We start from the raw sequence: 17,307 nt of genomic DNA, 5'->3' as shown, positions 1-17,307 counted from the left end.
CTATGCACCATGGACGTGCCAGGACCCCAACAGGACTGGAGGGACGAAATGTCGACCTATGCCAACCTTCCTGCCCCGTCTCCGGAACAGGGGCTTAACCGGTATCTGCAGGAAATCCGCAAGTTTCCGATGCTGGAGCCGGAACAGGAATACATGCTGGCCAAGCGCTGGGTGGATCATCAGGATGCCGAAGCGGCCCACAAGATGGTCACCAGCCACCTGCGCCTCGCCGCCAAGATCGCCATGGGCTATCGCGGCTATGGTCTGCCGCAGGCCGAGGTAATTTCCGAGGCCAATGTCGGCCTCATGCAGGCGGTCAAGCGTTTTGACCCTGAAAAAGGTTTCCGGCTGGCGACCTATGCCATGTGGTGGATCCGCGCCGCGATCCAGGAATACATCCTGCGGTCGTGGAGCCTTGTGAAACTCGGCACCACCTCGGCGCAGAAAAAGCTGTTCTTCAACCTGCGCAAGGCCAAGAACCGGATCGGCGCGCTGGAGGAAGGCGACCTGCGGCCCGAGAACGTCGAGCGGATCGCCAACGACCTTGGTGTGACCAAGGAAGAAGTAATCTCGATGAACCGCCGGCTTTCGGGCGGCGATGCCTCGCTCAACGCGACCGTTGGCAGCGACGGCGATTCCTCCACCCAGTGGCAGGACTGGCTCGAGGATACCGATGCCAACCAGGCCGAGGCCTATGCCGAAAACAACGAGATGTCGGTGCGCCGCGAACTGCTGCTCGAGGCGATGGATGTCCTGAATGACCGCGAGAAGGACATTCTGACCCAGCGCCGGCTGGCAGAGCCGCCCGTCACGCTCGAGGAGCTCAGCGGCACCTATGATGTCAGCCGCGAGCGGATCCGCCAGATCGAGGTGCGCGCCTTCGAGAAACTTCAGAAACGGATGAAGGATCTGGCCCGGGAAAAGGGCCTGCTGACGCCGGCCTGAACCAGCGCGGCCGGAGTGACGCAAGGAAATTCACGCGCCGCTCCGGCCCATGACCTATATCAATGCAAATTCGCACATGATGTTGTAGTGTCTACAATGATTCGGTTGGTGGCCGGATCAGTGCCGCGGGTCGTTGAAATTTTTGCCTCGCCTCGCGGCACATCCTATCGCGAGGGCATCATGGAAAATGTGGAGCGTAGCCACCTTCCGACCGGCAAGCCGGTCGGGCAACATCCGGACGGACATCGTGTGCATCTGTCCGGCAGGGCCGTGGCAGCCTTTGGGGTCGGGACCGCCTTTGCGATAATGCTGGCCAGCGGGGTGGCTCTTTATCTGGCGCCGGGCGGGCGTGTCGCCCAGGATCTCGACTGGCGCTGGCTCGGCCTCGACCGCCAGGGCTGGGAGGCGCTGCACCTCGGAATGGCCCTGCTCTTCACCGCCTGTGTCGCCTGGCACTTCCTCCTCCATCTCAGGGTCTACAAGACCCTTCTGACGGCCACGCCCGCCCATCCGGCGGGGCACCGGGTCGAGGCCCTGATTGCGTTTCTGGCGGTGCTGCTGATCGCGGCCACGGCGCTGTTTGCCTTGCCCCCGACAAGCTGGCTGATGGACGGGCACAGTTACTTCAAGCAGACCGAAGGCCTTGGCACCGGTGGCCGGGCCTGGCGCAGGCCATAACAGCGACCGGGGCCAGACGGCCGATGCGCCGATCACACCGCGCGCGGCCATGATGGATGAGGCCGGAGAGCCTTTGCCCCCGGCCCCACTGTCTTCCGGCACCCCCAACGCCGATCTAGGGCAAGGATCGCCGCCGCGGGGTCGGACCATCGCGCACCAGACCAGCCTGCGCGGTCCTGGCTATTCCTGAAACACGTAGGTCCCGGGCGCGTCGCAGATTGCGGCAAACCCCTGATCGGGCGCGCCCATGGCAGGCGCGGCAACGGTTTCGGGGCTGCTCTGGGCCTTCAGGAAATCCACCCAGACCGGCCACCACGAGCCGTTCTGAAACGGGTGGTTCTCCATCCAGCTTATCGGATCCTCATAGCGGTCCTCGGGGCTGCGGAAACCGACGCGAAATCCGCGGCCGCGGTGGCCGGGCTCGGACAGGATGCCCGAGTTGTGGCCGCCCTTGGTCAGAACGAAGGTCATCTCGGCCTCGCTGAACAGCGCGATCTTGTAGACCGACCGCCACGGCGCGATATGGTCCTTCTCGGTGCCCAGCACGAAGAACGGCGCCTCGATATCCTTAAGCGCAATCACCCGGCCCTCGACAGAGAACCGCCCGGCGGTCAGCCGGTTTTCCAGAAACAGCCCGCGCAGGTATTCCGAATGCATGCGATAGGGCATCCGCGTCGCGTCCGCGTTCCAGGCAGCGATGTCGAACGGCTTTTCCTGCAGACCCAGCAGATAGCGGCGCACCGCCTTGGTCCAGATCAGGTCCTCTGCGCGCAGCGCCTGAAACGCGCCCGCCATCTGCTTCTGGTCCAGATAGCCCTGATCCCACATCATGTCCTCGAGATAGGCGATCTGGCTTTCGTCGAGGAACATCATCACTTCGCCCGCCTCGGTGAAGTCGGTCTGCGCCGCCAGCAGCGTGATCGAGGCGAGGCGGTCGTCCTCATCGCGGGCCATGGTCGCCGCGGCAATCGACAGGATCGTGCCGCCGAGGCAATAGCCGCAGGCGTGAACCCGGGGTCCCGGCACGATCGCCGAGATCGCGTCAAGCGCATCCATCACCCCGAGCTTGCGATAATCATCGAGCCCCATGTTGGCATAAGAGGCGTCGGGGTTGACCCAGGAGATGCAGAATACGGTAAAGCCCTGATCGACCAGGTACTTTATCAGCGAGTTTGTCTGGCTGAGATCAAGGATGTAGTACTTCATGATCCAGGCGGGCACGATCAGCACCGGCTCGGCCTGCACCTTGTCGGTGGTCGGCGTGTACTGGATCAGCTCCATCAACGCATTGCGATGAACGACCTTGCCGGGTGTGCAGGCGATATTCTGACCGACGCTGAAGCCCTCGGGCATCGGGTCGGGCTCGCCCATCAGGGTGCGCGAGACATCCTCGGCAAGGCTGTGGGCGCCGGCAACAAAGTTCTTGCCGCCGGTTTCAAGCGCCGCGTCGACGACCTCGGGGTTGGTCAGCGGGAAATTCGATGGCGCGCAGGCGTCAAGGACCTGCCGCACCTGAAAGGCGACGCGCTCGGTGCTTTTGTGGCGCATGCCGCGAACCTCGGTCGTGGCGTGTTCCCACCAGTCCTCGATCGCCAGATAGCCCTGTTTCCAGAAAGCGAATGGCGGGTTCTCCCATCCCTTGTGAGCGAAGCGGCTATCGCCCGCCTTGGCCTCGAATCCGGTTTCCAACCCGAAGGCGCCAAGCCAGAACCGGGTCGCATTGTGCGCCGCAAGCTCCATCAGCTCCTGCCGCCGGCCGGGGGCGCGGGACATGTGGGTGGCCCAGTCGACCCAGGCCGCGCGCGAGGCATTGGGGGAAATACCGTTGGTCAACTGCGCGCTGCGGGCGCGGATCGCCCGGTCGAGGTTTTCATAGCGTCGATGGAGGTTCGCCTCCGCCGCAGTGGGTTGCTGAAGGGCATTGCCCTCCGCCAACGGCCGGGCAAGAACGGTCTTTGGCACCGCTCCTGCGTCGTCCACCGCAGTCTTGGGGGCGTGTTGGACTGCAAAACCGCTCGTCATCGTCGCTACCTCGTTCATCGTACTGACGGCCGGCTTCATGCCGCACCGCAACATCGATCTGTTCTTACCCGTCGGGAGGTCGATGTAACTGCGACCATCCCGCACCGTCAGCGCTCACCGTTAGCGCCCGCAGGATACGCCTGCGCCCGGCAGGTGAAGTATATATGCAATTATTGGGATTTGTTGAAGACAAGGCGCCGGATCGGCAGAATCGATTGCCCTGTGCACCCGCGCGGCCACGTCTCTTTGACACGCGTGCCGTCCTGCCCGAGGATCGCAGCGACCGCGAGGGGCATCGTGCCTCTGGCAGAGGTGGTCTTGCCACAAAACAGCCGGGAGGGTCGGATGGACGTTATCCGTTGGGGAATTCTTGGGGCGGCGAACTTCGCACGCCGGGAGATGGCGCCGGCGATCCATGCCGCAAAGGGCGCGCGGCTGCAGGCGCTGGCGACCTCCGATCTGGCAAAGGCGGCGCCGTTTCTGGATTTCTGCCCGGATCTGCGGCTGCACGCCAGCTATGAGGCGCTGCTGGCCGACCCAGAGATCGACGCGGTCTATCTGCCGTTGCCGAACCATCTGCATGTGGAATGGTCGCTGAAGGCACTGGCCGCCGGCAAGGCGGTTCTGTGCGAAAAACCGATGGCGCTGAAGGCGTCCGATTTCGACCGGCTGATTGCGGCGCGCGACGCCTCGGGGCTGCTGGCGGCCGAGGCCTATATGGTCGTGCATCACCCGCAATGGCAACGCGCCCGGCGGCTTGTCGGCGACGGCGCCATCGGCCAGCTCGAAAATGTGCGCGGGGCGTTTTGCTACAACAACCCCGACCCCGCCAACATCCGCAACCGGCCCGAGACCGGCGGCGGGGCGATGCGCGACATCGGGGTCTATCCGATCGGCACCATGCGGTTTGTCACCGGCGCGATGCCGGAGGTCATCGACTGGGATGTCACCTGGGAGAACGAGGTCGACGTGACCTCGCGCGCGCGGGCGCGATCCGACAGCTTCGCCTTCGACATGCTGCTGTCGATGCGGCTCTGCCCGTTCCAGGAGATGGTCTTCCACGGCGACAAGGGCGTGCTGCGGGTTCCGGTCCCGTTCAACGCCAATTCCGCCGGTGAGGCACGGATCGAACTGCTGGCCCCCGATGGCACGATCACCATCGAACGCTGGCCCGCGGTGAACCAGTACGTCCTGCAAGTCGAGGCCTTCGGCGAAAGCCTGCGCAACGGCACGCCCTATCCCTGCCCGCTCGAATTCAGCCGCGGCACAGAGGAGATGATCGACGCCTTCTTCGCCGCTGCCGGCAAGGGTTAAGCGGGCCGGGCGTCATTCCAGCGCTCGGATCTCCTCGTTGGCGGCGCGCAGGCGCGCGGTCAGGATGCGGGCCAGATTGGCAAGGATCGTGGCGTGGATCTCGGGATGCGCCTGCGAGATCTCGCGGATCTGTTCGACCGAGAAGCCATAGCACACGACCTGACCGTCGGCATGGACATCGGCCGAACGTGTGCCGCCATCAAGCAACGCCATCTCGCCAAAGCACTCGCCGGGACCGACCGAGTCGATCCGCTTGCGCCCGGTCCCCGGCAGCGCGATCGAGATCGTGGCGCTGCCGCGGGCGAGGATGAAGAACAGGTTGGCCGCGTCGCCCTCGGCCAGGATCTGTTCGCCCGGATCGAACTGGAAGGTCTCGGCCACCGACTGCAATTGCCGGATCGCGTCCGAGCCGAGCCCGGCGAACAGTTCCAGATCGCTCAGCGCATATTTCTCGGATGCGCGGTGGCCCGGCATGTCGGCAAGCAGCCTGTCCTCGAAGGTCTCGAGTGCGGCATCGCAATCCTCGACCGCGCGCTGGCCGGAACAGCCCGGTGCGTGCAGGAACTCCTCGCGCAGCCGTTCCTTCGAGGCATCGCCCGTCAACCCGGAGAACGTGATCTCGCAGCCCCGCGCGGCGGCCGAGTTGACCGCTTGCAACAGCAGCCGCCGCGCGGCCGGATCGCAATAGCCGACGCGGCGGAAATCGACGATCAGGAAGCGGCAGCGCCGTGACGTGTCCGAGATCGCCCGGATCAACCGCTCGGCCGACCCGAAATAGAGCGCGCCCTGCGCCTCGATCACGCTGATGCAGCCCGAGGAATCGGCCAGAAAATCGCGCTGGCGCCTCGACCGGGCGCGTTTTGACGGCAGGCTCGCCCCGGTATATCGCCGACGGATGACCGTGCCGCCGCCATCATGGCCGGAATAGCCGTGCAACGAGAAATCGTGCGAAATCGCCTGGCAGGCGCGCACGCCGCGGATCGAGTTGCCATGGGCATCGAGCCGGGGCGAATAGACCGCCAGACCAAGCTGCCCCGGCACCACCGCGACGATCCCGCCCGAAACCCCGCTTTTCGCCGGGATGCCGACGTCAAAGGCCCATTGCCCGGCATAATTGTACATCCCGCAGGTGCTCATCACCGTCAGCATGTCGCGCACCGCAGCCGAGCTATAGATCTTGGCGCCGGTCAGCGGGTTGCGGCCGAAATTGGCCAGCGTCGCGCCCATCACCGCCATGTCGCGGGCCGTGACCAGCACCGAACACTGGCGGAAATACAGGTCCAGCACCTCTTCGGGCGGGCGGGTGATCATGCCGGTGTTCAGCATCAGATAGGCGATGGCGCGGTTGCGATGCCCGGTCTCGCGCTCGGAGACATAGACCGTTTCGTCGAGGACCAGCGGCCGCCCGGCAAGCCGCGAGAACAACCCCAGCATCGCCGCCTCGCGTTGCTCTGCCGTCTCGCCCTGGATCAGTTCGGCCACGGCAATGGCACCGGCGTTGACCATCGGGTTGAACGGGCGGTTGCCCTTGTCGTCGAGCACGATCGAATTGAACGCCTCGCCGGTCGGCTCGACCCCGACCTGGTCCATCACCCGTTCGCGGCCCAACTCGTTCAGCGCATGGCCATAGGTGAAGGGCTTTGACATCGACTGGATGGTAAAGGGCTTGTCGGCAGCGCCCACGGCATAGATCGTGCCATCGACCGTTGCGATGCAGATGCCGAAGTCCTCGGGGTCGGCCAACCCGAGTTCGGGGATATAGTCGGCGACCGCGCCGCGGCGATCCTCGGTCAGGCGTTCCAGCAGATCCCGCAGATAGGCGTCGATGGGCGAGGCTCCGGCGTCCTCGGCGGCGTTGCTGGTCTCGCCTGCGTCGCGCATGTTTCGGGCCGCTCCCTGTTTCGTTACGTCACCTATCCTGCCTAGCAGCTTTGCCAAGAAAAGCGAGCAACCGACTGCGTGGCCATCGCCGCGCACGATAGGACGCGCGCCCGTCGGCTTTGCTCTGCCCTGCCCAAAAAAACGGCGCGCCGCGCCTGATGCACCACGGCCGCAGCTGGCGTGGCCGCGTCCCGGCATCGCACATTCAGCCCCGCAGGGGCGTTGCATGGCCCGCTGCGACGGGTACACTCTGCCCCGAACCCGCCCGGAGGCCGCCATGCGCAACGAAGACATCGATGGACGCCTGCACGGGCCACAGCCAGATCCCGGCGCAACCGAGCCTCTGCTGCTGCGGCTCGTCTATATGGTCATCATCGCCTTCATGATCAGCATCGCCAACACGATCCTGGGCGTTGCGACCGTCATCCAGTTCGTGATCATGGTCCTGAACCGGCGGCAGCCAAACGAACGGCTGGCCGATTTCGGCACCGACCTCGGCGTCTGGATCGCCAAGGCCGCGCGCTTCCAGACCGGCGGCAGCGAGGTCAAGCCCTGGCCCTGGACAGAGCTGGACTGAACCGCGTCCCGACCGATGCGACAGGCCGACCCTGCCCCGCAGACGGCCCCATGGCGGAGATCAGGCTACAGAACGTCCAGCGCGCGACAGCCGCTTTCACCGCTGCCATCCGAGGCCGGCTGCCAAGGATGCGTAGAGAACTGCACCTCGGTCGGGATCGCGTTGGCGCAGGGCGGAAATGGCGCGGGGATCGCGCCGATCCTGGGATCTCATGGATCCGCCGCGCTGCCCTGACGGACTTCTCCCGCCAAGAGCCTGATGAGGGCGGGGGTTGTTGTGAAAACTGATCCAGTCGCCGTCGATGCGGGTTTCAGGTCGATCGCGACAAATCAGCAGGCCAGGTGCCTCACCGCGCTCAACAAGAACTCGTCCTGATAATGGCCTGCGGCGAATGACAGGCCAACCGGACAACCTTCCACAGTCAACAGCGGCGCAGAGATTTCCGGCAGCCGCGCAACGCCGGAAAACGCGGTGATTGTCATTGTCGGGTCGTAGAAGTCCATTACCGCATCGAGCGTGTTCAGAGACCCTTTGAGGGGAGCGATCTTCGGTGTCGTGGGAAAGCAGATCACTGTTTCCGGGGCGAAGAAGGCATTGATCTGCCTGAAAAGGCGTTCACACCTCGCCATGTTGTCCAGCGCTGCGATGCGGTCGAACGTCTGGACATTTCCATAGGCCATCGAGAACGTGGCGCCGAGGTCCGGCTTGCAGGCTTCGATCCAATTGCCGACAGTGCTTTGAAATTCGGCCGTTTGCAGATCGCGCAGTCCATCCAGATTGCACGCTTTCAGCTCGCACTGCCGGCCGACGATCTCGGAAAATCCTACCTGCTCGACAGCGACGCCGGTGCTTTCTGCAATTCGATCCAATGCGATGGTGACTTGATCCTGGACGGAGGGATCGGCGATCTCCAGCGCGTCCTTCAGCACAAGGATGCGCCTTGGCGACGGAACTGGTGATGTCGGGCTGTCAAGCAAGACGCGCATCGTGGCATCGAGCACATGGAAACGATCCGCCAGCACACCGACGGTGCTGACGCTTGGTTGAAACGGCAAGACTCCAGCCTCGGAAATCCGATGCAGGGAAGGACGCATCCCCCAAAGGCCGCAAAGGCTTGCCGGGAAACGGGTCGAACCTCCTGCATCCGTGCAAAGCGAGAAATCCGCAAGACCATTGGCGACCGACGCCGCAGAACCGCTGGATGAGCCGCCCGGGACCCGATCTGGCGCTTTCGCGTTGCGGGGGGTGCCGAAATAGAAGCTCTCCCCGTCGAGGCTATATGTGAACTCGTCCGCGACGACCTTCCCGACGCACCGGGCACCAGCGCCAAGCAGCTGATCCACACAAAGGGCGTTGTAGACCGGGGCCGGATGCGCGTCTCGCCACGCCGGACTGCCATAGGACGTCCGATATCCCGCGAGGTCGATGTTGTCTTTTGCCGTGAACTCCAGCCCATCAAGCGGTCCTTTGCGCAATGGGGCGAGATCCAGCCGTTCGATCAGTCCACCGGACGGGTCTGCTGCGGGGTCAAGCATGCAGTCTTTTTCTGGTGCGAATCTGAACAGCATATCGCGTGGCCCTACTCCACTGAATGGCCGTAGACACGTTCACATGTGTCGGAAAAATCCCGAAACCCGTGGCAGGTCTTGCTGTCGTTCCCTGTCTGGCTATGAGACGCCTCCATCGAACCCGGGAACGACTGGTGGTGTCGCAGACAGTCCTCGCCGATCTTCGAGATACAGCGGGCTCTCGCACAGAAGCGGCGGTGCATTACCACATCTCGAAACACGGCGTTTTTTTCGTTCGCGCGCAACTCGACACTAAAGGGGTATAACATGTTGATCAGAAACGAAATCGACATCGATGTTTCTGCGATCCGTACCGTCGTTACCGAGGCCATGAAGCTTCTGCCGCAGGCCAGCGGAGCCGAGGCTGACATTATCGACAGGCTCAGGGCTGACGACGCGCTCAGCCTGTCGCTCGTTGCCGAGGACAGAGGAGACGTGGTCGGCTATCTGGCAGCGTCGGGTGCCCGGATCGGTGCCGTATCCGGCTGGGGATTGATCGGACCGCTTGCCGTCCTTCCCGCGCGGCATGGGCAAGGGATCGGTAGCGCCCTCATGGCCGAGGCGCTCCTGCAGTTGCGGGCTCGCTGCAAAGGTGCCGCACTTGTCGGCGACCCCGGCTATTATGGCCGCTTTGGGTTCAGGGCCTATCCGCAACTGCAGGTGGACGGCTGCCCACCTCGGTTCGTTCAGGCACTGCCGTTCGATGGCAGCGAACCGAAGGGCGAACTGATCCATCATTCCGCGTTCGGCTTGACACAAGAGCGGTAGTCTCAGCCCCGGCCACACAGCCGACACTGTGGCCGGGGCATTCCCTTTGACAGAAATTGCCCGCTATGGACGACTGCGCGCCGCCTAGCATCAGAAATGAACTCGCGGACGCACTTCAATACGGACGAGAGTCGGGTCTCAGGTCAAGAGATCGGAACGGTTGCGAGATAGTTTCATGCCGTTTTCTCGTCTCCGGTAGAAACCATCCGGAAGCGATTGACCTTGTTGAAGAAATTCTCGACGAGGTTTCGTTTTAGGATCATGAAAGAACTGCACGGCACTCATCTCCAGCATGCGCAGGATTAGACAGGTGAAGCTGGTCAGTCTGCACCAAGGTTATTCTCAACCCAATAAGAACATGTCGATCTAGCTTGCTGCCTGAGTTCATAAGGAGCGAAGCTAGATAATACGTTTGAGACCTCCCTGCACCTTCAAGAGTCGCGGCAAAAAGGTTGCGACCATCTCTTGTGAATGTTCGGAGGTGGCCGCCATGCCGGTGTTGAGCGCCGCGACGACGCGATCGCGCCCGTCGAGCAGCGGCACCGCGATCGAGCGCAGCCCGATCTCGATCTCCTGGTCGATAATCGCGTAGCCTAGGCTGCGCACCGCATCGACGCGCGCCATGATCTCGTCCGGATCGGAGATCGTGAAGGCGGTGCGCGGCGACAGGTCGGAAGCCTCGATCCGTGCCCGTGCCTCTTCGCGTGGCAGCGCCGCCAGCAGCACCCGGCCCATCGAGCTGCTACAAGCCGGCAGCCGCGAGCCGGGCATCAGCGCGATGGACATCACCCGCTTTTGCGCCGCTCGGGCGATATAGACGATCTCGGTCTCGTCCAGCAGCGCGACCGAGCAGCTTTGCCCAATCTGTTCCGAGAGCTGATCAAGCCAGGGCTGCACGACCTGCGACAGCGGCAGCGAAGCCAGCGCCGCCACGCCCAGGCGCAGGATGCGTGGCGTCAGGGTGAAGAACTTGCCGTCGTAATCGGCATAGCCCTCGCGGTGCAGCGTCAGCAGCACTCTCCGCGCGGTGGCACGGTCGAGCCCGCTTGCGGCGGAGGCCTCGGCGATAGAGAGGCGAGGCGTGTCACTGCCAAAGGCCTCGATCACCCGGAGTCCCTTGGCCAGCGAGGCGATGAAATCGGTTGGCTTGTTCGACATGTGAACAAGGCTATCCACGATATGAACAAATATCAATATATGAACAAATCGACTCGCCCGCCTGCCCGCTGCGGAAGTACTCCAGCGGCAGAAATGGAGGGCCTCATATGAACAAAGTCACGTCCACCACGGCCGAGGCGGTCGCGTCGATCCCCGACGGCGCCCGGGTGATGATCGGCGGTTTCGGCGGCTCCGGCGCGCCGATCGAGCTGATCCACGCGCTGATCGACCGCTTTCGCGCCACCGGCCGCCCCGGGAACCTCACCGTCATCAACAACAATGCCGGCAACGGCGACATCGGCATCGCCGCGATGATCAAGTCGGGCATGGTGGCCAAGATGGTCTGTTCCTTCCCGCGCTCCTCCAATGCCGAGGCGTTCAACGAGAAATACCTCGCCGGCGAGATCGAGCTGTCGCTGGTGCCGCAAGGCACGCTGGCCGAACGCATCCGCGCCGCCGGCGCCGGCATCCCGGCCTTCTACACGCCGTCGAGCTACGGCACCGAGCTGGCCGAAGGCAAACCGACTGAGGAATTCGACGGCAAGATGTATGTGCGCGAGCGCTGGCTCAAGGCCGATGTCGCGCTGATCAAGGGCCAGAAGGGCGACCCGATGGGCAACCTCACCTACCGTCTGGCCGGACGCAACTTCAACCCGCTCATGGCGATGGCCGCCGACCGGACCATCGCGCAGGTGGCCGAGCTCGGCGCGCCCGGCAGCATCGACCCCGAGCAGGTCATCACCCCCGGCATCTTTGTCGACACCCTCGTCGAGGTGCCAGAACCGCAGCAGGAAGAAGTGCTCGTGCGCACGGGAGTGGTTTACTGATGTCCGATTTCAACCTGATGGACGACAAGCTCTCGAACGCCCGGATCGCCTGGCGCGCGGCGCAGGATATCGAGGACGGCTCCTATGTGAACCTCGGCATCGGCTTTCCCGAGCTCATCGCCAAGTTCCAGCCCGAGGGTCGCGACGTGACCTATCACACCGAAAACGGCGTGCTGGGCTTTGGTGCAGCCCCCGAGCCGGGGCAGGAAGACTGGGATCTGATCAATGCCGGCAAGAAGGCGATCACGCTGAAACCCGGCGCATCCTTCTTTCACCATGCCGACAGCTTCTCGATGGTGCGCGGCGGGCATCTCGATCTTGCGGTTCTGGGCGCCTATCAGGTCGCACAAAACGGCGATCTGGCCAACTGGCGCGTCGGCTCCAAGGGCGTGCCCGCCGTGGGCGGCGCGATGGATCTGGTGCATGGCGCCAAGCGCGTGGCGGTGATCACCGACCATGTCACCAAGGATGGCGGCCCCAAGCTGGTCGAGGCCTGCACCTTTCCGCTGACCGGCGTCGGCTGTGTCACCCGCGTCTATACCTCGCTCGCGGTGGTCGATGTGCAGGACGGCCATTTCGTGCTGCGCGAAAAGCTGCCCGCCATCTCCATGGAGGCGCTTCAGGCGGTGACCGGCGCCACGCTGCATACCGACGGCCCCGTCGGCGACCTGATCGTACCGGAGGATCTCTGATGACCGACGTCTATATCTGCGACTATATCCGCACCCCCGTGGGCCGCTATGGCGGCGCTCTTTCCTCGGTGCGGGCCGACGATCTGGCGGCGATCCCGCTGCGCACGCTGGCCGAACGCAACCCGGGAATGGACCTCGCCGCCATCGACGAGGTGATCATGGGCTGCGCCAACCAGGCGGGCGAGGACAACCGCAACGTGGCGCGCATGGCGCTGCTGCTCGCGGGCTATCCCGAAACCGTGCCCGGCACGACGATGAACCGGCTTTGCGGCTCGGGCATGGATGCGGTGATCACCGCCGCCCGCGCCATCAAGGCCGGCGAGGCCGAGCTGATCGTCGCCGGTGGTGCCGAAAGCATGAGCCGCGCGCCCTTCGTCATGCCCAAGGCCACCGCCGCCTTCACGCGCGCCAACAGCGTCGAGGACACCACTATCGGCTGGCGCTTCGTCAACCCGCTGATGAAGGCGCAATACGGCGTCGACAGCATGCCCGAGACGGCCGAGAATGTGGCCGAGGATTTCGGCGTCTCGCGCGCCGATCAGGATGCCTTTGCCCTGCGCTCGCAGCAAAAGGCGGGCGCAGCGATGGAGAATGGCCGCCTCGCGCAGGAGATCGTCGCGGTGACCATCCCGCGCCGAAAGGGCGACCCTCTGGTGGTGGATCGCGACGAGCATCCGCGCCCCGAAACCACGCTCGAAGCGCTGCAGAATCTCAAGACCTTCGTGAAGGCCGACGGCACGGTGACGGCGGGCAACTCCTCGGGCGTCAATGACGGCGCGGCGGCGCTTGTGCTGGCCAGCAAGGCGGCGGCGGAAAAGCACGGGCTGCGCCCCATCGCCCGCGTTCTGGGCGGCGCCACCGCCGGCGTCGCACCGCGCATCATGGGCTTTGGCCCCGCACCCGCCTCGAAAAAGCTGATGGCGCGGCTCGGGCTGACGCAGGAGGATTTCGCGGTGATCGAGCTCAACGAGGCCTTTGCCTCGCAGGGTCTCGCCACGCTGCGCGATCTGGGCATCGCCGATGACGACCCGCGCGTGAACCGGAATGGCGGCGCGATCTCCATCGGCCACCCGCTCGGCATGTCGGGCGCCCGCATCACCGGCACCGCCATGCTCGACCTGAAGCCGTGCGAGAAATCTCTCTCGACCATGTGCATCGGCGTCGGCCAGGGCATCTCCATCGCGCTCGAAGCGCTCTGAACCTCTCACCGGCGGGCGAAATCCTCTTTCGCTCTTCGGTGCAGCCGCCGCCCCGGTTCCAGGACAAGTCGAAACAGCAGAGCGCCCCGACGACCGGAGCGCTCTGCCAGCAACCTTCGCAGGTCCCACAGGCCGGGACTATCGGCATCGTCGTGGGATGACCTGTCTCATCCCATCTAGGCTGAAGCTCCCCCGTTCCGGGCCGGGACCATCACGAAGTCGTAGTCAGAGCGCCATTCGGTGGTGCCGGTCTCGTTCCGGATGAACGGAGCGACCAGCGACGCCTTGACGCCGAACACCGTGTCATCTCCGATATAGTCGTCATCGCCGACAAAGGTATGCGTGACGATGGTGTCATACCCCTCCGCCGTGACCAGAAAATGCATATGCGCCGGCCGGTAGGGATGCCGCCCCAGCGAAGTCAGCAGCTTGCCGACCGGGCCGTCGTCGGGGATGGGATAGCTGACCGGCTTGATCCCGACAAAGCTGTAGCTGCCGTCCTCGCGGCTCATGAACCGGCCCCGGTTGTTCCATTTCGGCTGAATATCCGGCTGCTGGACATCGTAGTAACCGTCCGAATTGTCGCTCCAGACATCGACGCAGGCCCCGGCAATCGGGTTACCCTCCAGATCCAGCACCCGCCCGGCGAAGAGACAGGACTCGCCCTTGCCGTCGAGCGAGATGGTATCGCCGAACTCACGCATCGGCGCATTGGCGACGTGGAACGGGCCGAAGACCGTGTTTTCGGTCGCCCCATCGGGCCTTCGATTGCAGATCGCATCCACCAGCATCGAAAGGCCCAGCACATCCGAAAGCAGAATGAACTCCTGCCGTTCCTCGGTACAGATCTGGCCGGTCCTTGTGAGGAAATCGATGGCCAGATCCCATTCCGCCTGGGTCAGCTCTACCTCCTTGGCGAAGGCGTGCAGGTGGCTGACGAGGCTCGTCACTACCTCGCGCAGGCGGGGATTGATCTCCCCGCCCATGCGGGCGTTCACAACGTCGACCGACCGGTCTTCCGAAAAATACTTCGTCATGCGTGCGTCCTTTCCCGGCTTAGCTTCCGATATCGAGCGATCCGGTCCGGCGGCGGCGCAGCTGGGCGGAGAGCGCGATTGCCAGCACCACGGCGGCGCCGTTGAACACATCGGTGATCCAGGGCTGAATGCCAACCAGCGACAAGCCGCTGATCGTGGTGCCGAGGAAGAAGATGCCGATGATCGTGCCCTGCACGGTGAAGCGGCCCGGCTGCCAGGTGGTCGCCCCGAGGAAGGCGGCGGCCAGGGCGGGCAGGATAAAGGTGATGCCCACGAGCTGCGGTCCGGCATTGCCCTGCGCACCGATCTGAAGCACGCCCGCGATGCCCGCCAGCGCACCGGCGATGACAAAGCTCCGCATCACCACGCTTTTGCTGCGGATGCCGGCCAGTCGGGCAGAATCCGCGTTCGCACCGACAGCGGCCAGGTTGCGGCCATAGGGCGTCTGGGTCAGCACGAACCAGACCGCTACAGCGATCACCGCCATGAGGAGGAAAAGCACCGGGATGCCCAGCACCGACTGGATCGAGATATCCGTCAGGATGGGCGACAGGCCGCTGCTGATCGGAATGCCGTTGGTATAGCCGGTCACGACGCCGCCGAGGATGGTGGCGATGCCCAGCGTACCGATGATCGAGTTCACCCCGAGATAGGCGACGATGGTGCCGTTGATCGTGCCGATCAGCGCGCCGGCCAGAACGCCGAGGCCAATGGCCGCCGCCAGCGGAAGCTGGAAATGGCTCATGGCCGAGGCCGTCACGATGGCCGACAGGCCCAGCGTCGCCCCCACCGACACATCGAACCGCCCGCCGATCAGCGGCACGATAAGCGCAATGGCGGTGACTGCCATGACCGGCTGCACCGTCGCAATGCTGCGAAAATTCGCGTAGGTGGCAAAGGTGTTCGGCCGCAGGATGGCGAAGACGACGATCACCAGCAGCAGCAGCAGGATCAGCCCCGAGCGTTCGAAGAACTCGGTCCAGTTGACCGAGCCGCTGCCCTTGGGCGCGTTTGCGAAATGTTTGGCTTCTTTGACCATGGTCATGCGGCATCCTTTCCGCTGGCGAGTACCAGATGTGTCATTTGCTGGCGGGTGATGTCCTTGCCCCGCAATTCGGCGGTGATGCAGCCGTCGCGCAGCACGACCACGCGGTCGCAGATCTGCGCCAGCTCGTCGAAATCCGAGCTGACGGCGATGACGGACATGCCGTCGCTCAGGCTGGCGCGGATCGCGGCGTAAAGATCCTCGCGCGCGCCCACGTCGACGCCTTGGGTCGGCTCGTCGAGCAGCAGCAGCCGGGGCTTGCGCCGCAGCCACCGGGCCATCACCACCTTTTGCTGATTGCCCCCCGAGAGCGACGAAATGAGCGCCGCGTCGTCGGCGGTCTTGATCCGGTAATCGTTGATCGACTGCCGAACCTCCTGCCGCTCGCGGGTGCCATTGATACGGCCCGCGCGGGTGAAGCGCCCGAGATCGGCAATTGACAGGTTTTGCCGGACAGAGAGCCCTTGAAACACGCCCTCGCGGTTGCGGTCCTCGGGCACCAGCGCGACGCCTGTCCCCATCGCCTCGCGCACCTCGGCGAATTCCACCGCGTTGCCGTCGAGCGTCATCGTCCCTCCCTCGCGGTCGAGATCGCCGAAGAGCATCCGCAGCAGTTCCGTGCGGCCCGAGCCGAGCAGCCCGGCGATGCCCAGCACCTCGCCGCGCCCGACATCGAAGGACACGTCGCGCAACGGACCGCCCGAGAGGTTGCGCACCTCCAGCCGGGGCGCGCCCAGCGGGGCGGGAGCCGCCTGCGCCGAGGCATAGGATTTTTCAAGACTGTGGCCCACGATCAGCTCGATCAGCCCGCTTTCCGAAAGCCCCTCGGACGGGCGCGTCACCACATGGCGCCCGTCGCGCAGGACGGTCACGTCGTCGGTGAGCTGGATCACCTCGTCCAGCCGGTGGCTGACATAGACGATCGTGTGTCCGGCGGCGGCAAAGCGGCGCACCGCATCCAGCAGAATCTCGACCTCATGGTCGGGCAGCGAGGCGGTGGGCTCGTCCAGTACCAGCGCCGAGACGGCGTTTTCATCGGCGTCCTGAAGCGCCCGCGCGATGGCGATCATCGTCTGTTCGGCCTGCCGCAGATCGCCCACCATGTCGCCCGCCCGCGCATGGATCTCGAACCTGTCGAGAAGCTCCTGCGTGTGGCGCCGCAGCGCCTTCCAGCGGATCTTGCCCGCCGTGGTGGGAAAGCTGGCGCCGATGGCGACGTTCTCGGCCACGGTCATCGACGGGAAGACCGCCGGGTTCTGGTGTACGAAGCGCAGCCCCAGCGCGCGCGACAGCTCGGGCGTCATGTGGTCGGCGCTGACCGTGGTGCCGAGAAACTCGAAACTGCCGCCATGATCCGCCGGCTGCACCCCGGCCAGCGCCTTGATCAGCGTCGACTTGCCCGAGCCGTTGCCGCCCAGCAGCCCGTGAATGGTCCCCGGCCGGATCTCGAAGCTCACCTTGTCCAGCGCCTGCGTCTGGCCAAAGGATTTCGACAGGTTTCTTATCCGCAGTGCAGAGGTCACCTCTGCCCGCTCTGTCATCTTTTGCATTGGGTCCTCCCTCTTCCGCAGCGGGTGTGGAACGGCGATCAGGGGC

At 64.5% G+C, this 17,307-nt stretch carries 15 protein-coding genes; 8 read left to right on the top strand and 7 right to left on the bottom strand.

The genetic code is table 11. The features are described 5' to 3' along the window. Positions 1-48: 48 nt before the first annotated feature. Together rpoH and DQG17_RS04850 are read left to right on the top strand one after the other, a co-directional pair. Entirely contained in the window at positions 49-945 is an 897-nt protein-coding gene (gene rpoH / locus DQG17_RS04855) for an RNA polymerase sigma factor RpoH (RefSeq protein WP_116131619.1), read from the top strand. 180 nt (positions 946-1,125) lie between these two features. Continuing rightward, positions 1,126-1,623 carry a DUF4405 domain-containing protein gene (locus DQG17_RS04850; RefSeq protein ID WP_116132589.1) on the top strand — a complete coding sequence of 166 codons (498 nt, stop codon included), beginning with the start codon at positions 1,126-1,128 and terminating at the stop codon, positions 1,621-1,623. Positions 1,624-1,803: 180 nt separating this feature from the next. On the opposite strand, the gene DQG17_RS04845 is transcribed toward DQG17_RS04850, so the two are convergent. Continuing rightward, positions 1,804-3,585: an alpha/beta hydrolase gene (locus tag DQG17_RS04845; protein WP_232829326.1), complete on the bottom strand. Its 1,782-nt coding sequence runs from the start codon at positions 3,583-3,585 to the stop codon at positions 1,804-1,806. Positions 3,586-3,990: 405 nt separating this feature from the next. Between DQG17_RS04845 and DQG17_RS04840 the strand changes: the two genes are divergently transcribed. After that, on the top strand, positions 3,991-4,959 hold the full coding sequence (locus DQG17_RS04840; protein WP_116131618.1) for a Gfo/Idh/MocA family protein: 969 nt from the start codon (positions 3,991-3,993) through the stop codon (positions 4,957-4,959). A gap of 12 nt (positions 4,960-4,971) precedes the next feature. Here the strand turns inward: DQG17_RS04840 and glsA are convergent, their stop codons facing one another. Continuing rightward, the gene (gene glsA / locus DQG17_RS04835; RefSeq protein WP_198666022.1) at positions 4,972-6,840 is read right to left on the bottom strand and encodes a glutaminase A; all 1,869 of its coding nucleotides are present in this window, start codon (positions 6,838-6,840) and stop codon (positions 4,972-4,974) included. Between the two features lie 277 nt (positions 6,841-7,117). Between glsA and DQG17_RS04830 the strand changes: the two genes are divergently transcribed. Continuing rightward, positions 7,118-7,417, top strand: coding sequence for a DUF4389 domain-containing protein (locus DQG17_RS04830; RefSeq protein ID WP_116132587.1), 300 nt, complete (start codon positions 7,118-7,120; stop codon positions 7,415-7,417). A 329-nt stretch (positions 7,418-7,746) separates the two neighbouring features. Here the strand turns inward: DQG17_RS04830 and DQG17_RS04825 are convergent, their stop codons facing one another. Beyond that, positions 7,747-8,952: an amidase family protein gene (locus DQG17_RS04825; protein ID WP_116131616.1), complete on the bottom strand. Its 1,206-nt coding sequence runs from the start codon at positions 8,950-8,952 to the stop codon at positions 7,747-7,749. Between the two features lie 300 nt (positions 8,953-9,252). Here DQG17_RS04825 and DQG17_RS04820 point away from each other — a divergent pair, with 300 nt between their 5' ends. Then, on the top strand, positions 9,253-9,753 hold the full coding sequence (locus DQG17_RS04820; protein ID WP_116131615.1) for a GNAT family N-acetyltransferase: 501 nt from the start codon (positions 9,253-9,255) through the stop codon (positions 9,751-9,753). Between the two features lie 399 nt (positions 9,754-10,152). On the opposite strand, the gene DQG17_RS04815 is transcribed toward DQG17_RS04820, so the two are convergent. After that, on the bottom strand, positions 10,153-10,911 hold the full coding sequence (locus DQG17_RS04815) for an IclR family transcriptional regulator C-terminal domain-containing protein (RefSeq protein WP_116131614.1): 759 nt from the start codon (positions 10,909-10,911) through the stop codon (positions 10,153-10,155). A gap of 107 nt (positions 10,912-11,018) precedes the next feature. On the opposite strand from DQG17_RS04815, the gene DQG17_RS04810 reads away from it, so the two are divergent. Genes DQG17_RS04810 through pcaF form a run of 3 tightly spaced genes read left to right on the top strand, consistent with a single transcriptional unit; the run spans position 11,019 to position 13,629 of the window. Further along, positions 11,019-11,738: a 3-oxoacid CoA-transferase subunit A gene (locus DQG17_RS04810; protein WP_116131613.1), complete on the top strand. Its 720-nt coding sequence runs from the start codon at positions 11,019-11,021 to the stop codon at positions 11,736-11,738. Next, positions 11,738-12,430: a 3-oxoacid CoA-transferase subunit B gene (locus tag DQG17_RS04805; RefSeq protein ID WP_304466272.1), complete on the top strand. Its 693-nt coding sequence runs from the start codon at positions 11,738-11,740 to the stop codon at positions 12,428-12,430. Before DQG17_RS04810 ends, DQG17_RS04805 begins: the two co-directional genes overlap by 1 nt. Further along, entirely contained in the window at positions 12,430-13,629 is a 1,200-nt protein-coding gene (gene pcaF / locus DQG17_RS04800; RefSeq protein WP_116131612.1) for a 3-oxoadipyl-CoA thiolase, read from the top strand. The genes DQG17_RS04805 and pcaF overlap by 1 nt, the downstream gene beginning before the upstream one ends. A 176-nt stretch (positions 13,630-13,805) precedes the next feature. Here pcaF and DQG17_RS04795 read toward each other — a convergent pair whose 3' ends face one another. The 3 genes from DQG17_RS04795 to DQG17_RS04785 are packed head-to-tail and all read right to left on the bottom strand — an operon-like array spanning position 13,806 to position 17,261. Beyond that, positions 13,806-14,666, bottom strand: coding sequence for an intradiol ring-cleavage dioxygenase (locus DQG17_RS04795; protein ID WP_116131611.1), 861 nt, complete (start codon positions 14,664-14,666; stop codon positions 13,806-13,808). A 19-nt stretch (positions 14,667-14,685) separates the two neighbouring features. Beyond that, positions 14,686-15,711 carry an ABC transporter permease gene (locus DQG17_RS04790; protein WP_116131610.1) on the bottom strand — a complete coding sequence of 342 codons (1,026 nt, stop codon included), beginning with the start codon at positions 15,709-15,711 and terminating at the stop codon, positions 14,686-14,688. After that, on the bottom strand, positions 15,708-17,261 hold the full coding sequence (locus tag DQG17_RS04785; RefSeq protein WP_198666021.1) for a sugar ABC transporter ATP-binding protein: 1,554 nt from the start codon (positions 17,259-17,261) through the stop codon (positions 15,708-15,710). The genes DQG17_RS04790 and DQG17_RS04785 overlap by 4 nt, the downstream gene beginning before the upstream one ends. Positions 17,262-17,307 lie beyond the last annotated feature (46 nt).

Source organism: Tropicimonas sp. IMCC34043, assembly GCF_003390845.1.
Taxonomy (GTDB): Bacteria; Pseudomonadota; Alphaproteobacteria; order Rhodobacterales; family Rhodobacteraceae; genus Tropicimonas.
Note: the sequence above shows the minus strand (reverse complement) of the source record. Positions and strands in the feature narration are given on the sequence as shown.